The organism is Streptomyces sp. NPDC001544 (assembly GCF_042894285.1).
Taxonomy (GTDB): domain Bacteria; phylum Actinomycetota; class Actinomycetes; order Streptomycetales; family Streptomycetaceae; genus Streptomyces.
The window spans coordinates 38,201-51,353 of record NZ_JBIAVN010000006.1 but is presented as its reverse complement, the minus strand read 5'-3'; the positions used below and the strand labels follow the sequence as shown (position 1 = coordinate 51,353).

Below are 13,153 nucleotides of genomic sequence, written 5' to 3'. Positions count from 1 at the left end.
CGCGTGCGGCGGACCCGGCCGCCCGCGAGAGACTGTCGGTCATGAGTGAACGATCCGCCGCCGACGCCGAGACCGTCCTGCTGCGTCGCGGAGAGGTGCACAGCCCGGCCGACCCCTTCGCCACCGCGATGGTCGTGGAGCGCGGCCAGATCGCCTGGGTCGGCTCCGAGGGCGCCGCCGACGCCTTCGCGGACGGCGTCGACGAGGTGATCGACCTGGACGGCGCCCTGGTCACCCCGGCGTTCACCGACGCCCATGTGCACACCACGGCCACCGGCCTGGCGCTGACCGGGCTGGACCTGTCCGACGCGCCCTCCCTGGAGGCGGCCCTGGCCCGGGTGCGGGACTTCGCCGCCGCCCACCCGGACGACCGGGTCCTGCTCGGACACGGCTGGGACGCCGCCCGCTGGCCCGGTGGACGCCCCCCGGCCCGCGCGGAACTCGACGCGGCCGCCGGCGGCCGCCCGCTGTACCTGTCGCGTATCGACGTCCACTCGGCGGTCGTCACCAGTGCACTGCTCGACATGGTGCCCGCCGGCGTCTCCCGCGCCGACGCCGCGCTCACCGGCGACGACCACCACGCCGTACGCGCCGCCGCGTTCGCCGCCGTCACCCCCGCCCAGCGCGCCGAGGCGCAGCGGGCCGCCCTCGCGCACGCCGCCTCTCTCGGCATCGGTTCCGTGCACGAGTGCGGCGGACCGCGGATCTCCTCCGAGGACGACTTCACCGACCTGCTGCGGCTCGCCGCCGGACAAGCGGGCCCCCGGGTGATCGGCTACTGGGCCGAGCGGGGCGCCGAGGGCATCGACAGGGCACGGGAGCTGGGCGCGGCCGGCGCCGCGGGTGACCTGTTCGTCGACGGCGCCCTCGGCTCGCACACCGCCTGCCTGCACCAGCCGTACGCCGACGCGGGCCACACCGGCACCGCCTACCTGGATGCGGCCGCCGTCACCGAGCACGTCGTCGCCTGCACCGAGACGGGCCTCCAGGCGGGCTTCCACGCCATCGGCGACGCCGCCGTCACCGCCGTGGTGGAGGGGGTCCGGGCCGCCGCCGAGAAGGTGGGCCTCGCGCGCGTCCGCGCCGCCCGGCACCGTGTCGAGCACGCGGAGATGCTCACCCCCGAGGCGATCGCGGCCCTCGCCGAACTCGGCGTGACCGCCTCCGTGCAGCCCGCCTTCGACGCGCTGTGGGGCGGCGAGGACGGCATGTACGCCCGGCGCCTCGGCGCGGAGCGGGCCGGCACGCTGAACCCCTTCGCCGCCCTGCTGCGCGCCGGCGTGCCGCTCGCCTTCGGCTCCGACAGTCCGGTCACCCCCCTCGACCCCTGGGGCACGGTCCGTGCGGCCGCCTTCCACCGCACACCCGGGCACCGGATCTCCGTCCGGGCCGCGTTCACCGCCCACACCCGTGGCGGCTGGCGGGCCGTCGGCCGGGACGACGCGGGTGTCCTGGTGCCCGGCGCGCCCGCCGACTACGCCGTCTGGCGTACCGACGCGCTCGTGGTCCAGGCCCCCGACGACCGGGTGGCCCGCTGGTCGACCGATCCCCGCTCGGGCACCCCGGGCCTGCCCGATCTGACCCCGGGGAGCGACCTGCCGGTCTGTCTGCGGACCGTCGTGGGCGGGCGGACGGTGTTCGTACGGCCGGGCGAGTGATCTACCGGGGTGGCGCGCTCGACGATCGGCCGCTCGATCGCGTCGCGCGACCTGCGTATCGTCTGTGCCGACCAGGCGATTGAGAGAGTCTGCGCAGGTCAGGCGGCTGTTGACAGCCGACGGCGAAAGGCCGGTAGGTTCGGCCGGGTCCACCACCGGACGCCCGACCGGGGAGCATTTCGCGCACGCGTCGCAGCGCCGCTGGGTCAGGGACGGTGTGCCGCACCGGGGCACCGTCGCTGGGAGCCAGGCTCAGCAGCCGCGCCTACGCGGGAACGCCTCCGACCGGTCGGGAGGGTGTGACCCGGGTGGGGCCCGGACGCTCAGTAGACAACGGCTTTCGGTCGGTCCGCAGCCAGCGGGTCCCAGGTCGGCCCGAAGGGCGCCGGGCCCCCATCCGCAGCGGGACGCGGAACGAAAAGCTGATTCTTACCCCGCTCTCGGGGAATCGACACCCCAGTAGGGCCGAGTCTTCGCGTCGACGCAGGCCGCGGCCACTATGGTGGACTCTGCGTACGACATGTGAAGGGGCAGCAGTGAACGACGGCGACGGGACCCACGCGGCACAGGACCGGGGGAGGAAGTCCGGTCCGCTCGGCACGGCCTTGGTGATCATCCCGACCTACAACGAGGCCGAGAACATCAAGTCCATCGTCGGCCGGGTGCGCAAGGCGGTCCCCGAGGCGCACGTCTTGGTGGCGGACGACAACAGCCCCGACGGCACGGGCAAACTCGCCGACGAACTGGCCGCCCATGACGACCATGTCCAGGTGATGCACCGCAAGGGCAAGGAAGGCCTCGGCGCCGCCTACCTCGCGGGCTTCCGATGGGGCCTGGACCACGGCTACGGCGTGCTGATCGAGATGGACGCCGACGGCTCCCACCAGCCGGAGGAGCTGCCTCGTCTGCTCACCGCCCTCAAGGGCGCCGACCTCGTGCTCGGCTCCCGGTGGGTGCCCGGCGGCCGGGTGGTGAACTGGCCGAAGTCCCGCGAGTTCCTCTCGCGCGGCGGTTCCACCTACTCGCGGCTCATGCTCGACGTGCCGATCCGCGACGTGACCGGCGGCTTCCGCGCCTTCCGCCGCGAGACCCTCGAGGGCCTCGGGCTCGACGAGGTGGCCTCGCAGGGGTACTGCTTCCAGGTCGACCTGGCCAGGCGCGCGGTCAAGGCCGGCTATCACGTCGTCGAGGTGCCGATCACCTTCGTGGAGCGGGAGCTCGGCGACTCCAAGATGAGCCGCGACATCGTCGTGGAGGCGCTGTGGCGGGTCACGGCCTGGGGCGTGGGGGACCGGCTCGGCAAGATCACGGGCAAGGGCGGACAGGCTCGCTGACCGCCCCCTTATCCGGCGCTGAGCCGGATCCGGGCACACTGGGAGCATGACGACTGGCGCTCAGGGCTCCCAGCAGCCCACCGTACGGCCCCGCCGCTCCCGTCTGCGGACGTTCCTGCCGCTCGGGATCGCCGCTTGGCTGGTGCTGGAGATCTGGCTGCTGACCGTGGTCGCGGGCGCGGTGAGCGGTTTCGCGGTGTTCCTGCTGCTGGTCGCGGGCTGCGTCGCCGGCTCCCTGGTCATCAAGCGTGCGGGCCGCCGCGCCTTCCGGAACCTCAACGAGGCGTTGCAACGGGGCGGCACGCCGGCCAAGGGCTCGGGCAACGGCCTGACGATGCTCGGCGGCCTGCTGCTGGTCATCCCCGGCCTGATCTCGGACGTGGCGGGGTTGCTGCTCCTGGTGCCGCCGGTCCAGAAGGCTCTGAGTCGCTCCACGGAGCGCGCCTTGGACCGCAAGCTCCGTGAGTCCGCCCCCGGCGGTCTCGGCGACGTGTTCCAGCAGGCGCGGATGCATCGGCCCGACGGCAAGATCGTGCAGGGCGAAGTGATCAGGCACGAGCCGGAGGACGCTCAGCAGGAGCAGCGGCCGCCCTTGACCCGCTGAGCGCCCGCCCCGCCCGAATCCGTCGGAACACAAAACCGCGGGCGCCGTACATGACGTACGGCGCCCGCGGTTACTCGTGTGCGCTGAACCGGCCGGCCCCCGCAGGGACTATGCGCTCTTGCGGCTGTCGCGGGGATGAACGGCGATGTTCATCGCCCCCGAGCGCAGTACCGCAAGACGCTCCTCGAGGACCTCTTCGAGTTCCTCGCGGGTGCGTCGCTCCATCAGCATGTCCCAGTGCGTACGCGCGGGCTTGGCCTTCTTCTCCTCAGGACCGTCGCCGTCCACCAGGAGTGCAGGGGCTCCGCAGACCTTGCACTCCCACTCCGGCGGGATCTCCGCCTCCACCGAGAAGGGCATCTCGAAGCGGTGCCCCTTCTCGCATGCGTACTCCACGGCCTGGCGCGGCGCCAGGTCGATGCCGCGGTCGGTCTCGTAGCTGGTCACCACGAGGCGCGTACCGCGAAGAGCTCGCTCACTCATGAATCGTGCCTCCCGGGCTTGTCGCCCACAGGACAGGTGTCGCTGTCGTCGTCATCCGGTCAACGTCCGGTCGGCGGTAAAGATTCCCGTTCCGAGTCCCGTTCCGGGTCATGCGTCGCCGTCGTAGCCGCCCCTTGTTGTACCCACCAGCGCCCGGTTTGTCACATCTGCTAGCAGATGTCACCTAGCGTTTCGGCTTCTTTGACGCGCAGTAACGGTACGCCTGGCAGGCCAAACGCGTACACTACCGCCCTTTCGTGTTGAGTGCTAAATCTTCTCCGGAACCGGGTTTCCCGCTTCGCCGATCGCACGCCGCACCGGGACCCGCGCGAGCAGCACGAACCCGATGACGAAGAAGGCCACGAGCGACACGATCGCCGAACGGTAGCTTCCCGTCAGCTGGTAGGTGACCCCGAACAGCAGCGGGCCGAGCCAGCTCATCCCGCGGTCGCTCATCTCGTAGGCCGAGAAGTACTCCGCCTCCTTGCCGGGCGGCACCAGGTGCGAGAACAGCGACCGGGACAGCGCCTGGCTGCCGCCGAGGACCAGGCCGATCCCGGCCGCGAGCACGAAGAACCAGACCGGCGCTCCGGCGGGCAGGAAGTACCCGGCCCCCAGGGTGACCGTCCAGGCGACCAGCGAACCGAGGATCGTCCGCCTCGCCCCGTACGTCCGGGCCAGCCGCCCCATCCCCAGTGCGCCCGCGACCGCCAGCACCTGCACCAGGAGCACGGCCCCGATGAGCGTCGACTGGCCCAGCCCCAGCTCCTGCGAACCGTAGAGCGAGGCCTGCGAGATCACCGTCTGGATGCCGTCGTTGTAGACGAGGTAGGCCAGCAGGAAGGCGAGCGTCAGCGGGTGGCGGCGCATGTTCCGGACAGTGGCCGCGAGCTGCCGGAGTCCGGGCGCGGTGGCCTCCCGCGCCGGTCCCGTCCGGCGGTCGCGCAGCCGCCGCAGCGGCACCAGCGTGAAGGCACCCCACCACAGGCCGGCCGACGCCAGGCAGATCCGGACCGCCGCCGTCTCGGAGAGCCCGAAGGACTCGTGCCCGGAGTACAGCACCAGGTCGCCGATCAGTACCAGGGAGCCCGCCGCGTAACCGAGGGCCCAGCCGCGCGAGGAGACCGCGTCGCGTTCCTCGGGCGGGGCGATCTGCGGCAGGTAGGAGTTGTAGAGCATCATCGCCACGGACTGCGCCGCGTTCGCGACGATCAGCAGGACGCCGCCCAGCAGGTACCGGTCGCCGTCCAGGAAGAACATCCCGGTCGTGGCAGCCGCGCCCACGTAGGCGGCCGCACCCAGCAGCGGCTTCTTGCGTCCCGTGCGGTCGGCCGCGCCGCCCACCAGGGGCATCAGCGCGACCGCCAGGATCACCGACAGGGACACCGAGTACGCGAAGAAGGACCCGGCCCGGACCGGCACGCCCAGGGGATGGACGAAACCGTCCGCGTCCGCCGCCGACTCGGCGACCGACGTCAGGTAGGGGCCGAGGAACACGGTCAGCACGCTCGTCGAGTAGACGGAGCACGCCCAGTCGTAGAAGTACCAGCCGCGCTGCTCGCGCCGCAGCCCGGCGTCCTCGTCGGACCCCCGGGCCTGCACGGTGTCCGTACCCACCCGTGCCCTCGCTTCCCCGCCGAAGTGCCGTGCGCAGGACTCGGGGCCGGTCCGGGAGGTTCCGGACCGCTCAGACCCAGACGCCCCGGTCCTCCATGACCTTGCGCAACGTGTCGATGTGATCGGTCATGATGCCATCGACGCCGAGGTCGAGGAGCCGGTGCATCCGCTCGGGCTCGTTGATCGTCCACACGTGCACCTGCAGCCCGCGCGCGTGGGCGACCCGCAGGAAGCGGTGGTCCACCACCGGGACACCCGACTGGGACTCGGGCACCTGGGCGGCGACCGCGGACCGGCGTACCGCCGCGGGCAGTCCCCACGAGCGCAGGCGCAGGTTCAGCACCCCGCGCGTGCCGAACGACGTGGCCAGCCGCGGCCCGGCCAGCCGCTGGGCGCGCAGCACCCTCGCCTCGGAGAAGGAGCCGACGCAAACGCGGTCCCAGGCGTCTGTTCTCTCGATCAGCGCGAGCAGCGGCCGCAGGGCGGGCTCCGCCTTGCAGTCGACGTTCCATCGGACGTCCGGGAAGGTCTCCAGCAGCTCCTCGAAGAGCGGCACCGGCTCGCTGCCCGCCACGCGCGCGTGCCGGACGTCCTCCCAGGGCAGGTCGGCGATCCGGCCCGCGCCGTCCGTGACCCGGTCCAGGGTCGCGTCGTGGAAGGCGACCAGCTTCCCGTCCGCCGTGGCGTGCACGTCGGTCTCGATGTACCGGTAGCCGAGGTCGACCGCGCGCCGGATCTGCGCCACGGTGTTCTCCAGGCCGTCGGCGGCCCCTCCGCGGTGGGCGAAGGGAATCGGCCCGGGATGGTCCAGGTACGGGTGGCGGATGAGCGTCGTCACGTGCGCAGTATCACCCCCTCGGGTGACCCGGTGGCAACCACCGTGCTGCCGCCGGATGCCGACGGGACGGCGAACACCCGCAGGAACAACTGGGCCAGTGGGCCGATCGACAGCGCGTACAGGACGGTGCCCACACCGACGGTGCCGCCCAGGACGAACCCGGTCGCCACGACGGTGATCTCCACGGCCGTACGGATCAGCCGGATCGAGCGGCCCGTGCGCCGGTGCAGCCCGGTCATCAGACCGTCCCGCGGGCCGGGGCCGAAGTTCGCGGCGATGTAGAGGCCGGTCGCCGCGCCGTTGAGCACGACACCGGCCACCAGGAGCGGAATCCTCACGGCCAGGGCGTGGGCATCGGGCAGTACGGAGAGGGACGCGTCCATGGCGGCCCCGATGACCAGGACGTTGGAGACCGTGCCGAGGCCGGGCCGCTGGCGCAGCGGGATCCACAGCAGCAGCACCGCCGCGCCCCACGATCGTCAGCACGCCGCCCATGCTCAGCCCCGTCAGTTCCGCGAGGCCCTGGTGCAGGACGTTCCACGGCTCGAGTCCGAGACCGGCCTTCACGAGCAGCGCGGAACTCCCGCCGTACAGCGCGAGCCCCGCATACAGCTGGATCAGGCGCCTGCTCGTGTGCGGCTTGGTCATGGACGCCTTCATGGACGACTTCGTAGACGCCTTCTTGGACGCCCTCGTGTACGACTTCGTGGACACGGATCCCCCCGACTGGTGGTAGTGGACTGGTGCGTGTCACTCTGTGGCTTGCAAGGAGAAGCCATCCATGGCCAATCCGGGGAAGGTGGACTGATCGTCATGGCCCAGTGGACCTCCGCGGTGGGTGCCGCGCAGCTCGCCCGGTTGCTCAACTCCCAGCAGGACCGCCCGGCCGGCCCCGGCACGCGCCGCCCCCCGGCCTACCGCGCGCTCGCGGACGGCATCCGGTTGCTGGTCCTGGAGGGCAGGGTGCCGGTGGCCGCCCGGCTGCCCGCCGAGCGCGAACTGGCGCTCTCGCTCTCCGTCAGCCGCACCACCGTCGCCGCCGCCTACGAGGCACTGCGTACCGAGGGATTCCTCGAGTCCCGGCGTGGCGCGGGCAGCTGGACGGCGGTCCCGGCGGGCAACCCCCTGCCGGCCCGCGGGCTGGAGCCGCTGCCGCCCGAGGCACTGGGGTCGATCATCGACCTGGGCTGCGCGGCGCTGCCCGCCCCCGAACCGTGGCTCACCCGGGCGGTGCAGGGCGCCCTGGAGGAGCTGCCGCCGTACGCCCATACGCACGGCGACTACCCGGCGGGCCTCCCGGCGCTGCGCTCGATGATCGCCGAGCGGTACACCTCGCGCGGAATCCCGACCATGCCCGAGCAGATCATGGTGACGACCGGTGCGATGGGCGCCATCGACGCGATCTGCCACCTCTTCGCGGGGCGCGGTGAACGCATCGCCGTGGAGTCGCCGTCGTACGCGAACATCCTGCAGTTGATGAGGGAGGCGGGTGCCCGGCTCGTGCCGGTCGCCATGGGCGAGGGGCTCAGCGGGTGGGACATGGACCGCTGGCGCCAGGTGCTGCGGGACGCCGCGCCTCGGCTCGCGTACGTCGTCGCCGACTTCCACAACCCCACCGGCGCGCTCGCCGACGAGGACCAGCGGCGTCGGCTGGTGGACGCGGCCCGTTCGGCCGGCACCGTGCTCGTCGCCGACGAGACGATGAGCGCTCTGTGGCTGGACGACGTCGAGATGCCGCGTCCGGTGTGCGGCTTCGACCCGGCGGGCTCCACGGTGATCACCGTCGGCTCGGCCAGCAAGGCATTCTGGGCCGGCATGCGCATCGGCTGGGTACGGGCGGCCCCGGACGTGATCCGCAGCCTGGTCGCGGCGCGCGCCTACGCCGACCTGGGCACCCCCGTCCTGGAGCAACTCGCCGTCAACTGGCTGTTCAGCACCGGTGGCTGGGAACAGGCGGTGGACCTGCGCCGTGCCCAGGCGCGCGAGAACCGCGACGCCCTGGTCACCGCGATCCGCCGTGAACTGCCCACCTGGGAGTTCCAGGTGCCCAAGGGCGGCCTGACGCTGTGGGTGCGTGCCGGCGGCCTGTCGGGTTCGCGACTCGCGGTGGCCGGGGAGCGGGTCGGTGTACGGGTCCCCTCGGGCCCGCGCTTCGGGGTCGACGGCGCGTTCGAGGGGTATGTGCGGCTCCCGTTCACGGTCGGGGGAGCGGTGGCGGAGGAGGCGGCGACCCGGCTGGCCGCCGCCGCGCACCTGGTGGAGACCGGCGCGAGCAACGGATCGGAGTCGCCGCGCACGTTCGTGGCGTAGGGAGCTGTAGAGGGGCGCGGGGCGCGAGCGGGGCTCAGGACCTCTCGGCGAGCATGGCCTCCGTGGGCACAGGCTCCTTCTCCAGCGGCACCGCCTCGCCGTCCGCCGGCGTCGTCCGCGGCGGCAGCAACGCCGTCACCGCCTGCCGGTCGGCGTCGCTGGTGGCGTCGTCGTAGGGATCGGGTGTCGCCGGCACCTGCAGTCGGTGCACCGGGCCGTCGCCCAGGCGCGCGTACCCCCGCCCCGGGGGGACCTGCGCGGGCGGAGTCGTGTGCGGCGGCACACCCAGGACGTCGACGAGCTGCTCCGCCGTCGCGGGCCCGAGCACGACACGCGCGCGTGTGTGCTGCCGTACTCCCTCGCTCAAGGCGTCCGCACCGTCGAACTGCTCGGCCACGACCACGGTCACCTGGGCTGCCCGGCCGTGCCGCAGCGGCACCTGGAGCAGCGTCTGCGGATCCTTGTGCCCGTCCGCCGTCGGATGGACGAAGGCGCTCGGCCGGTCCAGCAGGATCCACAGCGGCCGCCTGGTGTCGTCCGGCGGCGGATGTCCCGCCTGCCGCGCGCGGTTGACGGCGACGAGCCGCCGCTCCGTCTCGTGCGCGGCCCACTCCAGGCTGGCCAGCGCCCCGGTCGGCCCGCACTCCACCGCGAGCACCCCGTCGCGTCCGGTCAGACAGGCGTACTCGCCGGTGCCGCCCCCGTCGACGATGAGCACGTCACCGTACTGGAGGGCCTGGAGCGCGATGGACCGGAGCAGGGTCGAGGTGCCGCTGCCGGGCCGGCCCATGGCCAGCAGGTGCGGCTCGGTCGAGCGCAGGCCGGTGCGCCACACCACGGGAGGGACGTCGAGTTGTTCCTCGCCGTAGGAGAGGGGAAGCGTGCGCTGGACCTCCGCCGGGTCGGTGAAGCCGAGGACCGTCTCACCGGGCGCGGTGACGAACCGCTGGGCGCGGATGTCGGCGGGCAGGGGGGCCAGGGCGGTGACGGTCAGCTCGTTGCCCTCCTCGTCCCACCTGAAGTGGTACTCGCGGCCCCGCCCGGCCTTCGCGGCGAGGAGCGCCTCGATCCGTGCGCGGGCCTCCGGTTCACCGTCCGTGAAGTACGCCGGGTACCGGATCACCAGGTGCCCGACGCGCCCCGCGTCGTCGAACTCGTGAGCGATGAAGGCCAGCTCCCAGTCCCCGCCGTGCGCGTACAGCGGAGCGGGGTCCTCGGCGGTCGAGAAGTACGGCACCAGGGCCTCGTACAGCGACCTCAGCCGCTGCGTCCGGGACTCGTCGGGCCCTTCGGACTCCTGCGGAGCCCGGTCCCGGCCGTGCCAGGCCGCCGCCGCCATCAGTGTGCCGGTGGCGAGCAGCGGCCCGTACGGCACCAGGGTCACGACCATGACCGCAGAGGCCGCCAGGAACAACAGCGGCCCGCGCCTGTCCTTGGGTGTTCCGGCCCACCTGCGCCGGCCGGCCGAGGCCATTCGGCGCAGCCCGCGGGTGATGGTGATCAACGGGTGGAGGACGTCGGTGGCGCTGTCGGCCGCCGTCCGGGCCAGCTCCCGGCTCCTGGCGATCTGTGCGCTGCCGGTGCGCAGAATGCGGGGAAGGGGACGCCGGGCCACTGCTGTCTCCTCAGGATGCGTGCGGACGGGACGGTCGGCGTCGGGGCGGTCAGAATTTGAGACCGCCCAGGAGGCTCGCCAGGCTCTCGCCGCCGGCCCTGATGCTCGGTGCGATGGCCGTGTTCGCCAGGTAGAAGCCGAACAGCGCCGAGGCGCAGGCGTGGGAGCCCTTGAGCCCGTCCTTGCGGAAGTAGAGGAAGACGACGGTGCCGAGCAGGACGACGCCTGAGATGGAGAGGATCATTGGAGGTCTCCTGGTGTCGAGGGGGACAGTCACCCTGAGTTCTTCCAGGATCACAGCATGTATCCATACGATAAAAGGTGCAACTGGGTGAAATGCGGTGGTTTTCGCCCGGCTGGTCGAGCGGTGTGCGGCCAGTCGGACCGGACTCTGTGCCTCCTGGGGGCACCGATGCTCTCGGGGTGATCTCTACCTCGGGCAGATCGGGTCATGTCCCCCCGGAACCAGTACGCTGGCGATTCACTCGTACGGCGGCGGTTCGCGTGCTGCCGTACGCTCCCTCAGTCCCCGAACGATGCGCGGAAGTCGCAAGGAGAGGCGGTCCGGCCGATGAGTGAAGCCCCCGACCCCGAGGTCGTGGAGCTGGCGACCAAGATCTTCGACCTGGCCCGGCAGGGGCGGACGGAGGAACTCGCGGCGTACGTCGACGCGGGAGTTCCGGCCAACCTCACCAACGACCGGGGCGACTCGCTCATCATGCTCGCCGCCTACCACGGCCACGCCGACACGGTCCGCGCGCTGCTCGCCCGCGGTGCGGCGGCCGACCAGGTCAACGACCGGGGCCAGACCCCGCTCGCCGGGGCCGTCTTCAAAGGCGAGACGGATGTGATCAAGGTTCTTCTGGAAGGCGGCGCCGACTCCGGAGCGGGGACTCCGTCGGCCGTCGACACCGCCCGTATGTTCGGCAAGAGGGAACTTCTGGAATTGTTCGGCGCGCACTGATCCGAACATTCTGACCAGGCACGACACGGAAAACGGGGGAGGCGGTAAAGGGCCGCCGGAAATACGGTCGCGGCAGCGGAAACCGCGGGTCATCATGACGTCGTGATTCACGGACGCGATGGCTGGGCAGGTGTTGCCGCACCACGCGGGCCGTGATGCGGTCCGCATGGGCCACAGACGAGAGGCAGAGAGAGATGGTCTACAGCAAGCAAGAGACGGCGGGCGCCCCGACGTTGTGTCACGCGGCCAGGTAATGCGTGTTCCCCGGTTGCGTCGACGCTTGATGTGAGGCTGTTTCCCATGTTCGATCCGGTCATAGCGCCCAGCGGTACGCTGCTCGGCCTGCTCCAGCGGGGCCGCGGCGACGGCACGCTGCACGCGCTCACCGCCCCGCGCGCCGAGGCGCTCGCGGCCCTGGACCACTGTGTGCTGCGCGATCCCCGCCACGACTGGCAGGTGGAGAACCGCTCCCTCTACTACGCCCGCCTGTACCTCGACCTGAACGGCGAACTCGACGCCGTCGAGGCCCACCTCTTCGACCCCGAGGACGCCCTCGACACCGACGAGTCCCGCACCGGCCTGGCGCTCGCCGTCCTCGGCCACCTCGCCTCGTACGGCAGGCTGGACGCACTCGAAATGCTGCGCAGGTACGCGGCCCGCGGCGCCAACTGGGCCTGGGCCCTCGACGAACTCGCGCTCCGCGACGACGACGCGGCCCTGCGGGCCCTCGCCGCACCCGTCCTGGCGCGGTTCGCCACCGACCCCGAGGGCGAGGCCGAACTGGCCGCCGCAGTGCGCGACGCCTTCGAGCCCCGGCCGTGGCGGCTGTGGGCGGAGGACCCGCGCGAATCGATCGCCACCCGCGTGCGTGCCGCCCAGGAGGCCGGCTGCTTCGACCGCTGGCAGCGGCAGTTGCGGCCCAGCGGGCCCCGCCCGGACTGGAGCGTACGGGCCGTCTTCGAATGGGCCCAGCAGGGGATCGAGCGCGGTGCCGCCCTCCACGTCCCCGCCGCCCGCTGCCTGGTCGCCGTCGCCGGTCCCGAGGACCGGCCGGAGATCGTCCAGGCGGCCAGGGAGGGGACCGAGGGAGCCCGGTGCACCGCCCTGCGCTACCTCGCCGACAGCAACGACCCCGCCGCCCTCGGTCTCATCGAGGCCGCGGTCGCCGACGGCACGGTGCCCGTCGTGGAGGCGGCCCTGGACGCCTTCGAGCGGATGCGCAGCGTCGCCGCCGTCGACCGCGCACGCGGGTGGGCCCACCGCCCCGACGCCCTCGGAGCCGCCGCCGCACGCATGCTCGCCTGCCGGGGCGGCGCCCGGGACAGCGACCTGGTGCTGGGTGCCCTCCGTGAGGCGGTACGGGGCGAGGGCCCGGACGCGCCGACCCTGTGGACCCTCGTCGACGGCGCCGGACGGCTCGGCATCGCTTGCGCGGCACCCGTCCTGCGCCATGTCTACCGCGAGACGGCCTCCTCCCATCTCCGCGGCCGCGCCGCCCGCGCGCTGGCCGCCACCGACCCTTCCTTCCCCGCCGGATTCGCCGTCGAATGCCTGTGGGACTGCGAGGAGACCACCCGCGAACTCGCCGCCCGGCACGCCGAGACCGGCGACGCCCGCGTGGTGGAGCAGCTGCGCCGGCTCGCCGCCGATCCCGCCGAGGAGGCCGAGGTCCAGACCGCCGTGCGCAGCCGGATCGCCCCCGAGGGGCCCGCCGTGTGAACGCCGGATGA

The 13,153-nt window shown here is 72.6% G+C and carries 11 protein-coding genes and 1 pseudogene; 6 read left to right on the top strand and 6 right to left on the bottom strand.

All coding sequences use genetic code 11. The features are described from left to right. Window positions 1–41: 41 nt before the first annotated feature. The 3 genes from ACFY0F_RS17420 (at window position 42) to fxsA (ending at window position 3,596) form a co-directional block, all read left to right on the top strand. Entirely contained in the window at window positions 42–1,658 is a 1,617-nt protein-coding gene (locus tag ACFY0F_RS17420; protein WP_388794220.1) for an amidohydrolase, read from the top strand. Between the two features lie 536 nt (window positions 1,659–2,194). Then, complete coding sequence (locus ACFY0F_RS17415) at window positions 2,195–2,992, top strand: polyprenol monophosphomannose synthase (RefSeq protein WP_388794217.1); 798 nt, start codon at window positions 2,195–2,197, stop codon at window positions 2,990–2,992. A gap of 46 nt (window positions 2,993–3,038) precedes the next feature. Then, entirely contained in the window at window positions 3,039–3,596 is a 558-nt protein-coding gene (fxsA, locus tag ACFY0F_RS17410; RefSeq protein ID WP_388794214.1) for an FxsA family membrane protein, read from the top strand. A 108-nt stretch (window positions 3,597–3,704) separates the two neighbouring features. Here the strand turns inward: fxsA and ACFY0F_RS17405 are convergent, their stop codons facing one another. From ACFY0F_RS17405 to ACFY0F_RS17390, 4 genes and pseudogenes are all read right to left on the bottom strand, one after another. Then, complete coding sequence (locus tag ACFY0F_RS17405) at window positions 3,705–4,079, bottom strand: RNA polymerase-binding protein RbpA (protein WP_009187548.1); 375 nt, start codon at window positions 4,077–4,079, stop codon at window positions 3,705–3,707. Between the two features lie 267 nt (window positions 4,080–4,346). Further along, a complete protein-coding gene (locus tag ACFY0F_RS17400; RefSeq protein ID WP_388794211.1) occupies window positions 4,347–5,696 on the bottom strand; it encodes an MFS transporter in 1,350 nt (449 codons plus the stop codon). A 70-nt stretch (window positions 5,697–5,766) separates the two neighbouring features. Next, entirely contained in the window at window positions 5,767–6,534 is a 768-nt protein-coding gene (locus tag ACFY0F_RS17395) for a glycerophosphodiester phosphodiesterase (RefSeq protein WP_388794208.1), read from the bottom strand. Then, a pseudogene (locus ACFY0F_RS17390) lies at window positions 6,531–7,182 on the bottom strand (YitT family protein). Before ACFY0F_RS17390 ends, ACFY0F_RS17395 begins: the two are co-directional and overlap by 4 nt. A gap of 165 nt (window positions 7,183–7,347) precedes the next feature. Between ACFY0F_RS17390 and ACFY0F_RS17385 the strand changes: the two are divergent. Beyond that, window positions 7,348–8,844, top strand: coding sequence for a PLP-dependent aminotransferase family protein (locus tag ACFY0F_RS17385; protein ID WP_388794205.1), 1,497 nt, complete (start codon window positions 7,348–7,350; stop codon window positions 8,842–8,844). Between the two features lie 34 nt (window positions 8,845–8,878). Here ACFY0F_RS17385 and ACFY0F_RS17380 read toward each other — a convergent pair whose 3' ends face one another. Continuing rightward, on the bottom strand, window positions 8,879–10,459 hold the full coding sequence (locus ACFY0F_RS17380; protein WP_388794202.1) for a hypothetical protein: 1,581 nt from the start codon (window positions 10,457–10,459) through the stop codon (window positions 8,879–8,881). A 49-nt stretch (window positions 10,460–10,508) separates the two neighbouring features. Then, window positions 10,509–10,703, bottom strand: a complete 195-nt coding sequence (locus ACFY0F_RS17375) for a hypothetical protein (protein WP_388794199.1) — start codon at window positions 10,701–10,703, stop codon at window positions 10,509–10,511. 327 nt (window positions 10,704–11,030) lie between these two features. On the opposite strand from ACFY0F_RS17375, the gene ACFY0F_RS17370 reads away from it, so the two are divergent. Both ACFY0F_RS17370 and ACFY0F_RS17365 read left to right on the top strand, forming a co-directional pair. After that, window positions 11,031–11,423, top strand: coding sequence for an ankyrin repeat domain-containing protein (locus ACFY0F_RS17370; protein WP_388794196.1), 393 nt, complete (start codon window positions 11,031–11,033; stop codon window positions 11,421–11,423). Between the two features lie 300 nt (window positions 11,424–11,723). After that, the gene (locus ACFY0F_RS17365) at window positions 11,724–13,142 is read left to right on the top strand and encodes a HEAT repeat domain-containing protein (protein ID WP_388794193.1); all 1,419 of its coding nucleotides are present in this window, start codon (window positions 11,724–11,726) and stop codon (window positions 13,140–13,142) included. Window positions 13,143–13,153 lie beyond the last annotated feature (11 nt).